This window comes from Mesorhizobium sp. Ca11, assembly GCF_020165275.1.
In the GTDB taxonomy this organism is placed as follows: Bacteria; Pseudomonadota; Alphaproteobacteria; order Rhizobiales; family Rhizobiaceae; genus Mesorhizobium.
This window is the reverse complement of record NZ_JAIUHU010000017.1, coordinates 23,559-40,343: the sequence shown is the minus strand read 5'-3', so window position 1 is coordinate 40,343 and position 16,785 is coordinate 23,559. Positions and strand designations below refer to the sequence as shown.

General features: G+C 60.0%; 13 protein-coding genes and 1 pseudogene. 10 read left to right on the top strand and 4 right to left on the bottom strand.

From position 1 onward, the window contains the following. The first annotated feature begins 696 nt into the window (after window positions 1-696). The 5 genes from LB538_RS24565 to LB538_RS29390 all read left to right on the top strand — a co-directional run bounded on the left by LB538_RS24565 (window position 697) and on the right by LB538_RS29390 (window position 5,457). On the top strand, window positions 697-1,971 hold the full coding sequence (locus LB538_RS24565) for an epoxide hydrolase family protein (protein ID WP_224530467.1): 1,275 nt from the start codon (window positions 697-699) through the stop codon (window positions 1,969-1,971). A gap of 162 nt (window positions 1,972-2,133) precedes the next feature. Continuing rightward, window positions 2,134-2,775 carry a VOC family protein gene (locus tag LB538_RS24560; protein WP_224530538.1) on the top strand — a complete coding sequence of 214 codons (642 nt, stop codon included), beginning with the start codon at window positions 2,134-2,136 and terminating at the stop codon, window positions 2,773-2,775. Between the two features lie 109 nt (window positions 2,776-2,884). After that, window positions 2,885-3,661, top strand: coding sequence for an alpha/beta fold hydrolase (locus tag LB538_RS24555; RefSeq protein ID WP_224530469.1), 777 nt, complete (start codon window positions 2,885-2,887; stop codon window positions 3,659-3,661). A 180-nt stretch (window positions 3,662-3,841) separates the two neighbouring features. Continuing rightward, window positions 3,842-4,840, top strand: coding sequence for an alpha/beta fold hydrolase (locus LB538_RS24550; protein ID WP_411909056.1), 999 nt, complete (start codon window positions 3,842-3,844; stop codon window positions 4,838-4,840). Between the two features lie 128 nt (window positions 4,841-4,968). Next, window positions 4,969-5,457 (top strand): alpha/beta fold hydrolase, encoded by a 489-nt coding sequence (locus tag LB538_RS29390; protein ID WP_411909058.1) that lies wholly within the window; start codon window positions 4,969-4,971, stop codon window positions 5,455-5,457. A 235-nt stretch (window positions 5,458-5,692) separates the two neighbouring features. On the opposite strand, the gene LB538_RS24540 is transcribed toward LB538_RS29390, so the two are convergent. Together LB538_RS24540 and LB538_RS24535 are read right to left on the bottom strand one after the other, a co-directional pair. Then, window positions 5,693-6,067 carry a response regulator gene (locus tag LB538_RS24540; RefSeq protein ID WP_224530479.1) on the bottom strand — a complete coding sequence of 125 codons (375 nt, stop codon included), beginning with the start codon at window positions 6,065-6,067 and terminating at the stop codon, window positions 5,693-5,695. Beyond that, entirely contained in the window at window positions 6,064-8,868 is a 2,805-nt protein-coding gene (locus LB538_RS24535; RefSeq protein WP_224530487.1) for a PAS domain-containing sensor histidine kinase, read from the bottom strand. Before LB538_RS24535 ends, LB538_RS24540 begins: the two co-directional genes overlap by 4 nt. Before the next feature lie 727 nt (window positions 8,869-9,595). On the opposite strand from LB538_RS24535, the pseudogene LB538_RS24530 reads away from it, so the two are divergent. Then, window positions 9,596-9,869: pseudogene (locus LB538_RS24530) on the top strand (hypothetical protein); the annotation flags it as partial. Window positions 9,870-10,030: 161 nt separating this feature from the next. On the opposite strand, the gene LB538_RS24525 reads toward LB538_RS24530, so the two are convergent. After that, window positions 10,031-10,624, bottom strand: coding sequence for a redoxin domain-containing protein (locus LB538_RS24525; RefSeq protein ID WP_224530539.1), 594 nt, complete (start codon window positions 10,622-10,624; stop codon window positions 10,031-10,033). Between the two features lie 246 nt (window positions 10,625-10,870). Here LB538_RS24525 and LB538_RS24520 point away from each other — a divergent pair, with 246 nt between their 5' ends. The 4 genes from LB538_RS24520 (at window position 10,871) to LB538_RS24505 (ending at window position 15,669) form a co-directional block, all read left to right on the top strand. Next, the gene (locus tag LB538_RS24520) at window positions 10,871-11,527 is read left to right on the top strand and encodes an MEDS domain-containing protein (RefSeq protein WP_224530498.1); all 657 of its coding nucleotides are present in this window, start codon (window positions 10,871-10,873) and stop codon (window positions 11,525-11,527) included. A 1-nt stretch (window position 11,528) separates the two neighbouring features. Continuing rightward, a complete protein-coding gene (locus LB538_RS24515) occupies window positions 11,529-14,588 on the top strand; it encodes a PAS domain-containing protein (protein WP_224530499.1) in 3,060 nt (1,019 codons plus the stop codon). Then, on the top strand, window positions 14,585-14,959 hold the full coding sequence (locus tag LB538_RS24510; protein ID WP_224530503.1) for a response regulator: 375 nt from the start codon (window positions 14,585-14,587) through the stop codon (window positions 14,957-14,959). The genes LB538_RS24515 and LB538_RS24510 overlap by 4 nt, the downstream gene beginning before the upstream one ends. A 92-nt stretch (window positions 14,960-15,051) precedes the next feature. Next, on the top strand, window positions 15,052-15,669 hold the full coding sequence (locus LB538_RS24505; RefSeq protein ID WP_140503445.1) for a response regulator transcription factor: 618 nt from the start codon (window positions 15,052-15,054) through the stop codon (window positions 15,667-15,669). Between the two features lie 220 nt (window positions 15,670-15,889). On the opposite strand, the gene LB538_RS24500 is transcribed toward LB538_RS24505, so the two are convergent. Further along, entirely contained in the window at window positions 15,890-16,186 is a 297-nt protein-coding gene (locus LB538_RS24500) for a hypothetical protein (RefSeq protein ID WP_224530507.1), read from the bottom strand. Between the last annotated feature and the right edge of the window lie 599 nt (window positions 16,187-16,785).

The window sequence follows — 16,785 nt, the reverse complement described above, 5'->3', positions numbered from 1 at the left end:
CGCAGCGCGACACAATCTAAAGGGCCGGCGAGGAGCTATCGCGGTTACTTTGAGTGGATGGGGCGGCAGTGTGCGGTGCCTGGTAAGAGACAGCCGCTCGACGGCGTCGCACTCCCAGGAGCGTCCTGAGCGGTGGCGGGTCCGAACCCTGGCAGCGGAACTCGGCGGATCGGTGGAATGGTGGTTCACTGAGTCCGGATCGTTCGCCGGCCTGCATTTCTCGATCCAGCGATCCAAGGATTTGCCGTCGCAGCTGAACGCAGACTTCACCTGATGCATAGGTCAGAAATGCTTGGCGCGCGTCGGGACACAGAGCTCCGACCAGAAGAGCGAGGATTGCCATTTCCACGATGCCTGGGTGAGCCGTTGTTCATATCACCCTGGCGAGGAGCTGCTCTTAGCCATCCGACCGCAAGACATCGCGTGGAATCGGTTCGCTGCTTGCCTGGCAGCCGCGCCGGTTTAGCGGCCTGGTAGGGACGCAACCCCGACCCGGGTCATACGCGGCACGGATCAGTTGGCCAGCGAACTCGCATCCTGGCCTCGCTGCTGGTGTTGTCCTTACGAAGGACAGCAGACGCCCCGCAGTCCAGCAGTACAAAAGTATCGCCGATACCATCGTGTGATGGATTCGCCTTAACCGACAGTTGATCTCTTAGGAGCATTCGAAAAAACCAATTTGGACAGGAGGACCTTATGACACGACGCGAACTACTTGCCGCCGCAGCCGCCGCCGGGGCTGCCAACATGCTTCCCGGAATATCCCAAGCGGCGGAAAGGTTGATCCGTCCCTTCACTGTCAACTTCGGAGACAGCGAGCTCGACGATCTGCGCCGGCGGGTGACGGCGACCCGCTGGCCGGACAAGGAGACCGTTACGGACGATACGCAGGGCGTGCAACTGGCGACGATTCAGAAACTCGCGCAGCACTGGGCGAAGGACTACGACTGGCGCAAGGTGGAAGCCCGGCTCAACGCGCTTCCGCAGTTCATCACGGACATCGACGGGCTGGACATCCACTTCATTCACGTGCGTTCCAGGCACGAGAACGCGCTGCCGATTGTCGTGACGCATGGCTGGCCTGGCTCGGTCATAGAACAGCTGAAGATCATCGAGCCGCTTACCAATCCGACCGCGCATGGCGGAACCGAAGGCGATGCGTTTCACGTCGTGATCCCCTCGCTTCCAGGTTACGGCTTTTCGGGCAAGCCGATCGCGCCGGGATGGACCCCAGTCCGCATCGCCAAGGCATGGGCAACGCTGATGCAGCGCCTCGGTTACATGAAATACGTGGCGCAGGGCGGCGATTGGGGGAACGCCGTCTCTGAGGAGATGGCTCTGCAGGAGCCACCGGGATTGCTGGGCATCCACACCAACATGGCCGCAACGGTGCCCGCCGATATCTCCAAGGCACTGGCGGCAGGGGCTGCTGCGCCCTCCGACCTTTCGCCGGACGAGAAGCGCGCTTACGGCCAGCTCGACGACTTCAACAAAAACGGGCTGGGATATGCGATCGAGATGAACAACCGTCCGCAGACGCTGTACGGCATCGTGGATTCGCCTGTCGGGCTGGCCGCCTGGATGCTTGACCACGACATTCGCAGTTACAGGCTCATCACGCGCGTCTTTGATGGGAGCGCCGAAGGGCTGACGAAGGATGACATCGTCGACAACGTCACTCTGTACTGGTTGACCAATACGGCGATCTCGTCGGGCCGCCTCTATTGGGACAATGCACATTTCCCGACGGGGGGTTTCTTCGATCCGCGCGGCATCAAGATCCCAGTTGCCGTGAGCGCCTTCCCGGACGAGATCTATCAGGCGCCGCAAAGCTGGGCTGAAAAAGCCTATCCGAAGCTGATCCACTACAACCGGCTCGCCAAGGGCGGGCACTTCGCGGCCTGGGAACAGCCGACGGTGTTTAGCGCAGAGCTCAAAGACGCCTTCCGCCCGCTGCGCCAGTCCATCTGAAGCCGAAGGGCAGCCATCAGGTCGTCCACATTTCAAAACGGCGGGCCGGACCGCAGGTCGGTCCGCCGAGGCGGCGTAGGGCGGCAACATACTCCTTGCGACAAAACCAAGAGAAGGGGAACGACGATGTCATCCACGGTTGAAGCGCGGCAGGTCGAGACAATGCTGGAAACAGCAGACCGCACAGCGAGCGCGCGATCCCTCGATATGAAGCTCGAAGTGATCGCTGTCCCTGTCTCCGATGTCGATCGTGCCAAGAACTTCTACGGCGGCTTAGGCTGGAGGCTTGATGCCGACTTCGTGGTCGGCGACGTGTTCCGGGTCGTTCAGTTCACTCCGCCCGGCTCATCAGGCTCGATCCACTTCGGCAAGGGCATCACCTCGGCCGCTCCGGGCTCGGCGCAGGGCCTCTTTCTCGTCGTCTCTGGCATCGAGGCGGCGCGTGCCGACCTCATTGCTCACGGCGCCGAGGTCAGCGAGGTGTTCCATCGCGCCGGACCAGGCCAGCCCGCGATCAGCGGTCGCGATCCTGAAGGGCGCAGCTACGTCTCGTATGCTACATTCAGCGATCCTGACGGCAACGGCTGGGTGCTGCAGGAAATCATTGCCCGGCTTCCTGGCCGGATCGACGGCAATTCGACAAGCTTCGCCTCTGAAGCGGATCTGGCTGCCGCGATGCGGCGCGCGTCGGTCGCCCACGGCGAGCACGAGCAGCGGAGCGGCGGCCAGCGTGATGAGAATTGGCCGGACTGGTACGCCGCCTACATGGCGGCGGAGCAGACCGGGAAGCCCTTGCCGCAATAGGCCAAGCCCTGGGGCCATGGGTTGGACACCAGGGCTTGTCCACACCGAGGAGGCACGGCTACGTCTCCGCGCGGTTCGCGCGATACCTCAAGCATCAAGGGACATTCAGATGAAAACACTGCTCGCAGCCTTGGCGATCGGCAGCGCCTCGTTCGGCAATGCATATGCGCAGGCCGACAAACCCACCATCGTTCTGGTTCACGGTGCGTTCGCGGATTCGTCGAGTTGGAACGGCGTCGTCAAAATCCTCGAGAAGGATGGCTATCGCGTCGTAGCTGTCGCCAATCCGCTACGTGGGGTCAAAAACGACGCCGGCTACGTCGCCGACATCCTTGGCTCCATCAAATCGCCTGTCGTTCTCGTTGGGCATTCGTACGGCGGCTCGGTCATCAGCGAGGCGGCCGAAGGCCACGCCAACGTCAAGGCGCTGGTCTATGTCGCCGCCTTCGCGCCGGATGCAGGCGAGACAGCCGCGCAACTCGCCGCCCAATATCCCGGCAGCACGCTCGGTCCGGCCCTCTCGCCACCAGTCAGCCTGTCCAGCGGAGGCAAGGATCTCTACATCCGGCAGGACAGGTTCCACGAGCAGTTCGCCGCCGACGTCCCCGAGGCCGAAGCCAAGTTGATGGCCGCGGCGCAGAGGCCCATTGAAGAAGCGGCGCTGAACGAAATCCAAACTGAAGCGGCCTGGAAAGAGTTTCCAACCTGGTTCATCTACGGGGCCGGCGACAAGAACATACCGGCGGAAGCCTCCGCATTCATGGCTGCTCGGGCCCACTCACGGGATACCGTGGTCATCAAGGGCGCCTCGCATTTGGTGATGGTGTCGCACCCTGAAGCCGTGGCGCGGCTGATCGAGAAGGCCGCTAAGGAGACATCACGATGAAAGCCGTCGTGATGGGGCGCCCCGGCGCGACATGCGACATTGATGGCGACCAGCGGCTCGCATCTTGATCACGCATGCCAAGAAAATTGAGATTAGTCCTGCCACAGGAGAGGCATCACCATGAACAGTGTTTCCGACAGGATCGATGAGCGCCGTCGCCACATAATCGGCGCGGCGGCAATGACCCTCGCGATCGCCGAACTCGGTGTGACCACGGCCGCGAAGGCCGCACCCGGCGGAGCCGACAAGACGACCGCGTCAGCGATGCAGACAACACCCAACTTGGTTGGCGCACCGAAGCAGATCGACGCCGGCGTCCTGAATGTCGGCTATGTCGAACTGGGACCAGCCGACGGCGCGCCTGTCATCCTGCTGCACGGCTGGCCCTACGATATCCATACTTACGTCGACGTCGCTCCATTGCTGGCGTCCAAGGAATATCGCGTGATCGTACCTCACCTGCGTGGCTATGGCACGACGCGGTTCCAGTCAGGCGAAACGCCGCGCAATGGCCAGCAGGCGGCAATCGCATCCGACGTCATCGCCCTGATGGATGCGCTCGGCATCGGGAAGGCCACGATAGGCGGCTGCGACTGGGGTGCCCGCACGGCAAACATCATTGCCGCGCTGTGGCCGGAGCGCTGCAAGTCGATGGTCTCGGTCAGCGGCTACCTGATCGGCAACCAGCAGGCCGGCAAGTCGCCGCTGCCGCCCAAGGCTGAGCTTCAATGGTGGTACCAGTACTACTTCGCCACCGACCGTGGCCGGGCGGGCTACGAGAAATACACGCGTGATTTCGCAAGGCTGATCTGGCAGCTTGCCTCGCCGCAATGGAACTTTGACGACGCCACCTTCGAGCGCAGTGCCGCGTCCTTCGACAATCCGGATCATGTCGATATCGTGATGCACAATTACCGCTGGCGGCTCGAGCTGGCGGAAGGCGAGGCGCGATACGACGCGCTGGAACAGCGGCTCGCTGAGGCGCCCGTTATCTCCGTACCGACAATCACGCTCGAAGGCGACGCCAATGGTGCGCCGCATCCGGAAGCCAGCGCCTATGCGAAGATGTTCTCCGGCAAGTACGAGCATCGGTTGATCGCGGGCGGCATCGGCCACAACCTTCCCCAGGAAGCGCCGCAAGCCTTCACACAGGCCATCATCGACGTAAGCGGGATGTGATCCGATGGCGCATCCGATCATTTACCGCACGATTTTCGGTCGATGGTCTTCCGATCTTCCACTGCGAAGCAGGAGACCGCGATGCGCCGGTGATCCTGCTCCTCCACGGATTGCCGTCGTCGCCGCGCATGTATCAGCCGCTGCTTGCGCGACTCTCGGACCGTTATCATTTGGTCGAGCCGGACTATCCCGGGTTCGGCCATAGCGCTGCGCCTGCCCCGAACGCGTTTGGCTACACTTTCGACCACCTAGCTGAGGTCATTACCCGCTTCACCGAGGTTCTGGGACTCTCCCGTTACAGCCTGTTCATGCAGGATTACGGCGGTCCGGTGGCTTCCGCATGGCGACGGCTCATCCCGACCGCCTGCAATCGCGGATCGTGCAGCATGCCCAGGACACGGGCCTCGGCGCTGCCTGAGCTCCCCGCCTCGCTTTCTGGGCAGACCGCGCAACTCATGAAGAGACGCTCTGCAAGAAGCTCCTGTCGTTGGGGGCGACGCGCCGCCGCCACCTCGGCAGCGATCCGGACGTCGAGCGCTATGACCCTAATCTGTGGACCGATGAATTCGCGATTCTCAGCCGACCCGGCCAGGCAGATGTTCAGACGGGCCCGATAACCTAAAAAATTATCAGCCAAGCGGTGAGAACCGCCGACATGAGGGTTGAAGGCGGTCGGCCGCCAACCCGCTTAGCTCCTCCAGTGCCTCGCGGACGGAGATGTCATCATCCACCATATAGACTGTCTGAGTAGCATCCGGCATGGCCGTCCACCGCCGCTGCACCCGGCACGTTGATCTCCACGCGCCCATGCATTTTAAGCCTCCCTTTCCTTGCAGACACAAGACAGGCGAATCACTTCGATCGAAGCACGCCCTGCAGCGCCTCCATCAGGGCGGTATCGCTGAACGGTTTCAGCAGACAATCGACAGCGCCGCGCTCATGAAGTCGGAGCCGTACCGACCCATCGCCATGCGCTGTGATGAAAACGATCGGAATCTGCAGCTGCCGCCGGCTCAGTTCGCGCTGGAGATCAAGCCCGGACATTCCCGGCATCGCGATATCGAGCACCAGACACTCAGCCTGCCTGAGCTTATCGGATGCTAGAAACTCTTCAGCCGACGAAAATCCGCCCGCCTCGTAACCGAACTCGCGCAGCAGGTCCGGAACCGACTCGCGTACCGACTCGTCGTCATCGATCACTGCGATGAACCTCCGGCGTTGCGTCATGCGTTCACCTCCGGACCGTCGCCAGCGTCCCCGGACGGGATTGAGACAATAAACGTAGCGCCAGGACCGTCATTCCGCTCGGCCCAGAGCCGGCCCTGGTGGTTCTCGACAATCGATCGGCTGACTGAGAGACCGATTCCCATGCCGTGCCTCTTGGTCGTATAGAACGGATGGAAGAGCTTCTCGGCGATTGCGGCCTCGAAACCCACGCCTGCATCCTGGACGACGACGCGCACGGCGTCGCAACCGTCGCGCTCCGTCGCCACGACCAGCTCCTTGGACCGGTCGGCGATACCGTCCATGGCCTGCATGGCATTCAAGATCAGGTTCATGATCACCTGCTGAAGCTGGACACGGTCTCCCTCCACAGATGGGAGCGCCTCGGCCAGTTGCACGCGCAAGCTCACGTTGGCCTTCTTCAACTCAGTCAACGTCAGCGCTATAACCTCTTGCGTGGCCGTGTTCACATCCACCGCTTCGATGACCGGGTCCTTCTTGCTGAAGAGCGACCGCAGCCTGGCGATCACATCCGCAGCCCGGTTGCCGTCTCGTATGGTTCGTCGTGCGGTCTCTCGCGCACCTGTCACGTTGGGTGGATCGGCTGCCAGCATGCGCAAGCACGTGCTGGCATTGGTGATGATGCCGGCCAACGGCTGATTGAGTTCATGGGCGATCGAAGCGGTGAGATGGCCCATGGTCATTACCCGCGTCATATGCGCGAGCTCGGCCTGGGCATCACGAAGCTCGTCTTGGGCCTGTTTCCAGTCGTGCATGTCCGCGCAGGCACCATGCCATTTGAGGACGCGGCCGTCTGCGTCGCGCAGCGGCAGCGCACTGGTCAACAGCCATCGATAGGTCTGATCCGACGCCCGCAGCGTCCGCACCTCGACCCGATAGGGATCACCGGTTGCGATGCAGTGCAGCCAAGCCCTCACCGTTGGCTCGACGTCGTCCGGGTGCAGCATCTTCGCCCAGCCGGTACCCATCGCTTCTTCGGGGGTGAAGCCGGTGAACTCCAGCAGCCGCTTGTTGCAGTAGTCTATCGAGCCATCCGCCGTAGCACTCCAGAGCATCTGGGGAATGGTTTCTGTCAATTGTCGCAGATTGAGCTCGCTCGCCCGCATGGCCGCTTCGGCGCGCTTCAGGTCTTCGATGTCTGTATTAACACCGAACCAGCGTACGACGTTGCCTGCATCATCCAGCACCGGGCTGGCGCGAAACAGGAAGCACCGATATTCCCCATCATATCGGCGGATTCGCGCCTCGGACTCTCCGCCACGACGCTCCGACATCATGGCGCGCCAATCGGCGATCAAATGCTCCAGATCGTCCGGGTGAAGGGCCAGCATCCAGCCGACGCCCCGCGCCTGTTCAAGTGAAAGTCCGACATAGTCGAGATAATGCTGATTCAAGAAGTCTGCATGGCCATCGGGAAGAGCGGTCCATGCCAAACCGGGAATCCCGCTGATGATCTGATCGAGATTCCGTTCGCTTGCGGCCAGACGGGCCTCGGCCTGCTTCCGGTCGTGAATGTCGATCTGCAGTACGCACCAGCGCACGATGCGGCCTTCGGCGTCCCGCATCGGATAGCCGCGATGGTCATTCCAACGATACTCGCCGTCCGCGCGGCGGATGCGGGCCTCGTGCTCATAGGCCGCGCCGGTGTCAATCGCCCGCTGCCAGGCGGCCTGCGAGGCGACCAGATCATCCGGATGCACGATGTTCTCCCACTGGGAGACCTCCTCGAAGCTCTTGCCGAAATAATCGCCGACCAGATGATTGACCGCCTCCAGTTCGCCGTCGGAATTGAAGAAGCCGATCGGCGCAGCGATGCTGTCCAGCATCGATCGCAGCATCAATTCGCTGGCGCGCAGCGAATCCTCCGCCTGCTGCCGCTGCCGTTCGGTCTGCCGCCAAGCATCGACGTCGGTGTTGATGCCGTACCACCGCACGACCTTTCCGGATTCATCGCGCAGGGGGCTGACCCGCATCAGGAACCAGCGATAGGTGCCGTCGAAGCGCCGCAGTCGCGCCTCGGTCTCGCCGGTCCGGCCGGCGGCCATGACGACTTTCCAAGTCTCAAGCAGATCATCGACATCGTCGGGGTGTACGGCCTGCTTCCAGCTGTCGTCGAGCATGCGGTCGAGCGGCAGGCCGACATAATCCAGGAAATTGTCGTTGAAGAACTCGACATTCCCGCTCGTATCGGCGGTCCAGGCCATCGCCGGCATCGTGTTGATGGTCAGTTTGAGATTGCGCTCGCTGGCCGCGAGAGCTTCTTCGGCCGACTTGCTGTCATGAATATCCAGATGCAGCACGCACCACCGCAGGATGCTGCCATCGGAATCGCGAACCGGAAATCCATGGAGACGCATCCAGCGATAGGGTCCGTGGGCCCGGCGGGCACGGACCTCGACATCATAGGGCTCGCCGCTCTCGATCGATCGCTGCCATGCCGCTTTCACACGCGGCAAATCAGCGGCGAATATCATTTCGCCCGAGGTCCAGTCCATGATCTCTTCGACGGATTTGCGGTGATATTCCTGGCCGAACCGGTTGACCGCCACCATTTCGCCGGTTGGCGCGCATAGCGTGACCGGTGCCCCAATGCCGTCGATGAAGGATTTCAGCAAGATTTCCCGGAGGTGCGGATTTTCGTTGTCACGGTGCCGCACGGAAAGCTGGCGCCGCAAATCCTCACTGATGGCGGAGAGCTCGGCCGTCCGCTCTGCGACGCGTCGTTCGATCTCCTCGGCAATGCGCGGGTCGGTCGGCGCAATCGGCCCGTCTGCTGTCAGCATCGAAAATCTCCTCGATCCCAGAATGCGCCACTCGATCTTTCGCGCGCATTATACCTTGGTATCGGTTTGCCGAAGTTTCCGGGATTTCAACACGCTACGGCCATTCCCTTGGGCCGTCCAGTGAGACTGAATGGTTGATGTGCTACGGGTGTTCGATCCCGAGGAACAGGCTGAAATCGTCAGAGCGCTTAACCAGCTCCGTAAAGCGACTATTCGCCGACGTGCGAGAGAGACCGGACGGCGACCATCACTGTAACGCTGCCGGCAAACCGCGGAAGGGTCATTCTGTTCCATGTCTACCCGCCTGAACTGGCCTCGCCGTGGCGAGCGCACGGCTCTGTGTAATGGCACTCGAAACCAGCGCGCGCGTGACCGTTGCCTGCTAATTGGACGCGACACTTCGCGCTGGAATGGGCCGTATGCCTATATCGGCTTTGCCAAAAATGACGTTGGAAATTAAGACATGCGTTTATGGCGAGCCCTCTGCGGCCAGCGGCCACAATATTCTGGACGTAATCGTCCACCGACACAGCTAAACGGCCGCTTTCCCGAATGTGAGCCAAGATTGGCGACTGGAGAGCGGCGCAAAAGTTCCTGCTCTGGTCCAGGCGAAAGTCAGCTATGGGTCAGACCTTCGCATTCGGCAAATGCCGACCCCGACGCAGCCCTGAGATCGCAGAGAGCGACAATCGGGCCTGCACCCAATTGGCAACAGGTCATTTCGAACGGCGAAACGCGATGCGACGCGCTGGAGCAGCGGCTCGCGCAGGCGCCTGTGATCGCCGCGTCGACAATCACGCTCGAAGACTACGCCAACGGTGCGCTGCATCCGGAAGCCAGCGCCTACGCGCGGATGTTCTCGGGGCAAATATGAGCACCGGCTGATCAGTGGCGGCATCGGTCACAACCTGCCTCAGGAAGCGCGGGAGGCCTTTGCTCGGGGCCATCACCGACGTGAGCGCAACGTGATCCGGGCCCGCCAATCAGCTACCGCATCATAGCGGTAGTTGGATTTCCGATCTCCTACCGCGAGGCGGGTGGCCGCGACCTCCATAGGGTGGCGGCTTCGTCCCGCATGTACCAGCCGCTGCCCGGCGAAGGCCGGAGGACCGTCGGCCGACCGAGCCCATGCCAAAGCGCGCTGCCTCGCCTTCAACGCAATTCAATGCTCTGCCGCAATCTTCGAACTTGGCTTCTGGTAGGGATAGAAAAGCTCCCTTTTGCCCATTTGCCACGCCGACCTGAGTTCGGGTTTCGAAATATCCCAATCCATCCGAGATTTCATAGTCACCGCGCGCATGTCCTGGCGGAGCTCTTCCAATGTGGGTCGACCGAAGAACCAGTAGCCATTGTAGATCTTGTAGACGACCAGGCCAGGCTCCAAGACGACCACGTGAGGAATCATAGGATTGTGCAGGGGGTCCGTGTACTCCGCGATATCAAGGTCCTTTTGGATGATGCGCCGCGGGTCGGAAAGAAAAGGCCAATGGGCGCCAGCCCCCAATCGATACTCGTTCGTTTCCAGAAGATTGTCCGTCGTGATGGTCACGAGCCTGCAATATCCGACTTCCATTTCACCATAGAGCCGTACGAGCCCTTCGGTCTGCCGACGGTCCCGAGGACAAAACCCGCCTCTGCCGAGAACCACCACCATTGGGTCTTCTCCCTGCAGATCGGAAAGCTTTCGCCGTACGGCCGTGTGATCCGGCAACTCGTAATCCGGGAAATTGGACCCTGGAACAATGTCTGAGCGCATTTCGAAAACCTTCACTAACATGAGACCCAGGGCCAACAAGAGCGGAAGAACAATCAAAATCCATTATTCCAAGGTATCGGCGACACCATGGAACAATGAGTACCCCGGTGCGGGTTCCGACCGCTACGGCTGGAGACACCGTCGCAACCCGATGTCCCTCATCAAACCGACACCAACGCATAATGGACCTTGGTATTGGCCGCGTGCATGGTGGGACGGGGCGGAGCTGCGTCCCGTGAGGCAAACATGCATAAGAAGACGCCAGCCATTCCCTTCGCGGGATCCGAACTTGGCGAAATGCGGCACGCCTGCGCATTCTTTAACGGCGACGACGAGGCGTCTCGGGTGTTGCTTCCCTTCATGAAGGATGGCTTCGAGCGCGGTGACAAAGTCATCCACGTCGTCAATCCGGGCGAGCGCTGCAAGCATTTGCATCGCCTGGCAGCGGCGGGCGTTGATACAACGGCGGCGGAACAAAGCGGCCAGCTTGAATTTCGCACCAATACCGAAGCCTACCTTCGGGACGGTCGTTTCGATCAGGATCGAATGTTGGAGATCTTCGAACAGCTGGCGAGCGGCAACGTCAGAGGCGATTTTCCACTTAGTCGCATTGTCTGCCATATGGACTGGGCTTGTGAGGTCAGATCGCACATTGACGATCTGGTAGAGTTCGAAGCGCGGGTGAACGAGGTATGGTCGCGTCACGAGGACGCGGTCATCTGTGTGTACGATCTTGCGAAGTTCGGCGGCGACGCGGTCGTCGATATCATGCGGACGCATCCCATGATCGTCATAGGCGGCATACTGCAGCACAATCCATTCTTTGTACCGCCGGAAAATTTCCTTCAGGAACTGCGCCAACGCAGAGCCGGACAGCTGCTTCAGCCAGAAATGGACCTTTAGCATGGAGCCGCCGGTGGAGACCTCCTGGGAGGAAAATCAACGGCTCAAGCGCTCGATGAACGACTTGGTAAGCCTGCTAGCTCTCCCAGCGATCTGGGTGGGCGAGGATCCTGTTCACATCGCAAGCACATTGCTTGACGTGCTAAGCGCCATGTTGCCCGTTGATTTCGTTTATGCACGGCTGTTCGACACAGATGGCGCATGCCCGAATGAAATCGTTCGGGTCGGCCAGGCCTGTGCATTGGGGATGAGCGAGATAGGCAAAGCCCTCGATCATCTGCTTGGAGAGACGGAATCGAATTGGCCGTCCAGCGCCAGAATGGATGTCGGAGTGGGTGGTGTTTTTCTGGCGGTGGCGCGACTGGGGCTTGAGGGGGAAGCTGGAGTCCTGGTTGTGGGTTCAGCCAAGGCCGATTTTCCCAGCCAGTCCGATCAACTGCTTTTGAGTGTTGCTGCCAACCAGGCGAGCATTGCGCTCCAGGGGGCACGGCAGGCAAGAGATCAGAACCGCCTCGCCAAAGAGCTCGACCAGCGGGTTACAGAGCGAACGAGCGAACTCGTCGCCGCGAATAGAACTCTGATGCTGGAAATTGAAGAACGCCGGCGGACAGAAGAAGCCCTGCGAGAAAGCAAGGAAGCTCTTGCGACGAGCCGGCACGATCTGCAGCTGATTGTCGACACCATTCCGGCCTTCGCTTGGTTGACCCGCCCCGATGGCTATGTCGAGTTTTTCAGCCAGCATTACCTTGACTACGCCGGTCTGTCTGCCGAGCAGTCACAGGGCTGGGGATGGACCGCCATAATGCATCCCGATGACCTGGATGAACTGACCGCCAAATGGCAGGCGTTGATGATCGCGGGTGTACCAGGCGAAGCCGAAGCACGAGTGCGTCGATCTGACGGAACCTATCGCTGGTTTCTGATCCGCGCCAACCCGTCGAGAGACGAATACGGCAAGATTATCAAGTGGTACGGTGCCAATACCGACATCGACGAACGCAAGCGCGCCGAGGAGAAGGTCATCGATGCTGAGCGCGAGCTTCAAAGGATGATCGACGGTATCCCGGCGCTGGTTGGAGCTTTCCGCGCCGATGGCTCACAAATTTCCAGCAACAAGCGGGGACGCGTTTTCACCGGGCTTTCTTCCGAAGACATCGCAAATGGTGGTTGGAGAAATAGAATCCATCCAGAGGACGTCGAAGCTGAAGAGAACAAATGGCTCGAATGTATCGCGACCGGAGAACCGTTCGAGCTAGAGTACCGAGTGCAGGCGGCCGACGGTACGTATCGCTGGCACATGGCGCGTCGCATACCGATCCGGGACGACGCCGGCAAAGTGATGCGCTGGTATGGTGTGAGCCACGATATTGATGGTCGCAAACAGGCAGAAGCCTTTCTGGCGGGTGAAAAGCGACTGCTCGAGATGATCGCGTCGGGCAGTTCACTGCGTGATGTTCTAAGCGCCTTGTGCACATTCGTCGAAGAGGCTGCCCCTGACTGCTTCTGTGATGTTCACATGTTCGATCAGGATAGCCTGACAATTGCCTACGCCGTGGCTCCTTCCCTGCCTTCAGCCTACAGCGATCCGATCGCGGGTACGCCTCTGAGCGGTGATTTGCTGCCATGCGGCATAGCGGCCGTTGAGAAAGTACAGGTCGTCACCGAGGACATTGAGCGGGATCCTCGCTGGTATAACTCGCCAGTTAGGTCCCATGTGCTGCGACACGGATATAGGTCGGTCTGGAGCACCCCGGTTTGTTCCAAGGAAGGGCGAGTGCTGGCCACCTTCTGCATCATTCAGCGAAAGCCCTCGTCGCCATCACCACACCAGCAAGATCTTATTGCGCATGCCACGCAGATAGCCAGCATCGCCATCGAGCGCTCGCTGACCGAGGCCGCACTCAGGCGGACCGAGACATTGCTTTCCGAAGCTCAGCGTCTGAGTTCGACCGGAGCGTTTTCATGGCGTGTGGATACGGATGAAATCGCGTTTTCCGAGGAGCTCTATCGCATTTTCGAGTTTGACCCTGCGCATCCAGTGACGATGAACCAAATTCTCGACCGAATCCATCCGGACGACATTCCATCCCTATCAACGCACATGGCACGGGTTCGCGCCGGTGAGGGTAATCTGGGCTATGAGATCCGAATACGAATGCCGGACCATAGTGTTAAATTCCTGCGCACCTTCGGCCGCGTCGTGTGTCGTCAAGACGATCGGCTGGAGTGCCTCGCCGCGGTTCAAGACGTGACAGAGTACAGACGCGCAGAGGAGGCGCTTGGGAAGGCCCGGACTGAACTTGCACACGTATCGAAGGTTTCAAGCCTTGGAACCTTGACGGCGTCAATTGCGCACGAAGTCAATCAGCCGCTATCCGGCATTGTCACCAACGCTAGCACGTGCCTGCGCATGCTGGCCGCCAATCCGCCGAATATCGACGGCGCGCTCGAGACGGCGCGTCGTACGATACGCGACGGCAACCTGGCGGCGGATGTAATCGCTCGGCTGCGCGCGCTTTTTAGCAAGAGGGCTCCGATAATAGAGGCTGTGGATCTGAATGAGGCCGTGCGCGAGGTGCTGGCACTGTCGTCAGGAGACATTCGTGACAGTCGCGTGGTTCTGCAATCCCAACTGGCCGAAGGGCTACCGCATGTCGCGGGGGATCGAGTCCAACTCCAGCAGGTGATCATGAACTTGTTGCGCAACGCGGCCGACGCCATGAGCGAGATCGAAGATCGTCCCAGGCAGGTCATGATCAGGACCGAGCCGGAGGCGAACGGTCATGTGCGGCTGTCGGTACAGGACACGGGCACTGGATTCGGTCCAGACGGCTCCCACCGTCTCTTCGAAGCTTTCTACACCACCAAGAGTGACGGCATGGGAATAGGATTGTCCATCAGTCGATCCATTATCGACAGTCACTGTGGGCGCCTGTGGGCAGCCGCAAATGATGGGCCAGGGGTTACGTTTTCTTTTTCCGTGCCCGAGTTTTCCGCGGCCCTGCTGATGCAAGATATGGATGTGGCCCATAATGATAAAAAATCAGTGGGGGTTAGATGAAGACTGCGCATGTACTAATTTCTGTGGTCGACGATGACCGGTCCGTGCGCGAATCTTTGCCAGATTTGCTCAAGGAATTCGGTTTCAGCGTGAAGACGTTCTCTTCAGCAAATGAGTTTCTCATATCGGATAGCGTTGATGAGACCAGGTGCCTGATTCTTGACGTAGCGATGCCCGAAATGACGGGGCCTGAACTGCAACTTGAGCTGGCGCGTCGCGGACAGCTAATTCCGATTGTGTACATAACAGCGTGGAAGGATAGCACGGTCCGGCCGCGTCTGATGGAGCAGGGTGCGGTTGAGTGTCTGTTCAAGCCTTTCAGTGACCGAGCCCTTCAGGCGGCGCTTAGCTCGGCACTACGTGCACCTTGAACGCGGTGGTTGTTAACGATGTGCGAGAAGGATACTCTGCGATGCATCCGAATTTGGCGACTGAACTGGGCGTTGGGGCAAAGTCGGCATCCATGTCACAAGGAACGCCTGTCGTGTTCGTCGTTGACGACGACATCTCGGTACGTGAATCTCTTGAGTCGCTGATCGGCTCCGCAGGCTGGCGGCCGGAGACGTTCGCCTCGGCGGAGCAATTTCTCAACTGCCCCCCGGCGCTGGTTCCAAACTGTTTGATTCTTGACATCAATCTCCCCAATCTCAGCGGGCTTGACCTGCAAAAGCTTTTGTCTGTCGGTCGCACCGACATGCCGATCATCTTTGTCACAGGCTATGCCGACGTGCCAATGAGCGTTAAGGCAATGAAGGCCGGTGCGGTGGAATTTCTAACAAAACCATTTAGTGACGAAGAGCTCCTGGCGGCGGTTGAGTCAGCGCTGGAATGGAGCAAGACCTCACTCGCTCTTGGTTCGGAATTGCACGAGCTCAGGGATCGGCACGCGTCGCTCAGCCGTCGCGAACAGGAGGTCATGGCACTGGTCGTCTCCGGTCTGTTGAACAAGCAGGTCGGGTTTGAGTTGGGCATCAGCGAAATAACCGTGAAAGCACACCGCGGTCAGGCCATGCGTAAGATGAGAGCTCGCTCGCTCGCGGACCTGGTGAACATGGCTGCGCGGCTCAGCGGTGCTCAATAGCCAAACTGTCTGCGCCAGATCACGCTTCACATGGGACGATTACCGCATGGGGAAGTGTTCAAACGCCACGTGGATCAGTTGCCCCCGTTTACCCAGCTGACGCAGAGGTAAACAGTCCCATCCCTAATGTCACTGGATGGAACCCTCCACGCAAACAAATGGCGGGCACTCGGCCCGCCATCGTTCGGCTCGAACAGGGATCGCGCCCTGGCTTGGAAGATCACGAGCCGGCAAGCGCATTCAAGTCGGCGCAGAACTCCGCATAGGGCTTCGTCATTCCAGCGTCCTGGCATTCCCTCATCATCGCCTCGCGCTTCGTGTTCGGGAGAGTGGCCAGCGCCGCCCTGAACCGCGATCTCATGACGGGACTTGTGTGTCCCGTTTCCCTGATCGAACCGGTATGAAGGGGCTGCAGCTGGTTGATTGGGTCAATGACGTCAAGAGCCCCCGCAGCAGCAATCCCGCTGGACGCCGAAAGAGAAAACGCCGCTCCCAAGCACACACCTCTGATATTCATGATAAACTCCTTCCTTTGTTGATATGCGTCACCAGCAATATCGGTAACCACAATGTTTACCCAACCATGGATTCACTGGAGCAAGTCCAGATGGAGTGTGAAGTATCAACGTTTCTGCGAGTTCACCATTGTTCGATGGTATCGCCGATACTTTGGAATGGGCTGCCGGACAAATGCCCAGATTGGTGCGGGTACCGGCCTTTTGGAGTCCCTAATGTCCAAGGCGCCTCTTCGCCAGGAGTTGCCGAGATTCGACTGTAATCGGCGTCGCCGGCGGTTGCCTATACCAACGTGCAATGGATTTATCTCCATTGGGGTCGGATGGTGTCTCAAGCGAGCCTAACGATAGAGCCCAAGGTGGCAGGAACGAGATTGCTGACTCCCTCGGAGCGCCAGCTGGTTGCCGCGACTGCACGTGTCGGAATCGTCGGTGCGCTTCCAGGCACGGCGCAAGCATGGGAGCGCGACCAGCGTATCGAACCGGCGTTGGCTCAGTCCGCCGGGCTAGGCGGGTATGACGGCCGGAGGATGGCATTCGGCGACGCCATGGCTCGATTGATGCAGTTGACCGGTCTTCGTTTTCGCACGTCCAAAGTGTC

Coding starts and splice junctions, on each gene's coding strand:
- LB538_RS24565 (WP_224530467.1), top strand. CDS start 697: ATGACACGACGCGAACTACTTGCCGCCGCAGCCGCCGCCGGGGCTGCC.
- LB538_RS24560 (WP_224530538.1), top strand. CDS start 2,134: ATGCTGGAAACAGCAGACCGCACAGCGAGCGCGCGATCCCTCGATATG.
- LB538_RS24555 (WP_224530469.1), top strand. CDS start 2,885: ATGAAAACACTGCTCGCAGCCTTGGCGATCGGCAGCGCCTCGTTCGGC.
- LB538_RS24550 (WP_411909056.1), top strand. CDS start 3,842: ATGACCCTCGCGATCGCCGAACTCGGTGTGACCACGGCCGCGAAGGCC.
- LB538_RS29390 (WP_411909058.1), top strand. CDS start 4,969: ATGTATCAGCCGCTGCTTGCGCGACTCTCGGACCGTTATCATTTGGTC.
- LB538_RS24540 (WP_224530479.1), bottom strand. CDS start 6,067: ATGACGCAACGCCGGAGGTTCATCGCAGTGATCGATGACGACGAGTCG.
- LB538_RS24535 (WP_224530487.1), bottom strand. CDS start 8,868: ATGCTGACAGCAGACGGGCCGATTGCGCCGACCGACCCGCGCATTGCC.
- LB538_RS24525 (WP_224530539.1), bottom strand. CDS start 10,624: ATGCGCTCAGACATTGTTCCAGGGTCCAATTTCCCGGATTACGAGTTG.
- LB538_RS24520 (WP_224530498.1), top strand. CDS start 10,871: ATGCATAAGAAGACGCCAGCCATTCCCTTCGCGGGATCCGAACTTGGC.
- LB538_RS24515 (WP_224530499.1), top strand. CDS start 11,529: ATGGAGCCGCCGGTGGAGACCTCCTGGGAGGAAAATCAACGGCTCAAG.
- LB538_RS24510 (WP_224530503.1), top strand. CDS start 14,585: ATGAAGACTGCGCATGTACTAATTTCTGTGGTCGACGATGACCGGTCC.
- LB538_RS24505 (WP_140503445.1), top strand. CDS start 15,052: ATGTCACAAGGAACGCCTGTCGTGTTCGTCGTTGACGACGACATCTCG.
- LB538_RS24500 (WP_224530507.1), bottom strand. CDS start 16,186: ATGAATATCAGAGGTGTGTGCTTGGGAGCGGCGTTTTCTCTTTCGGCG.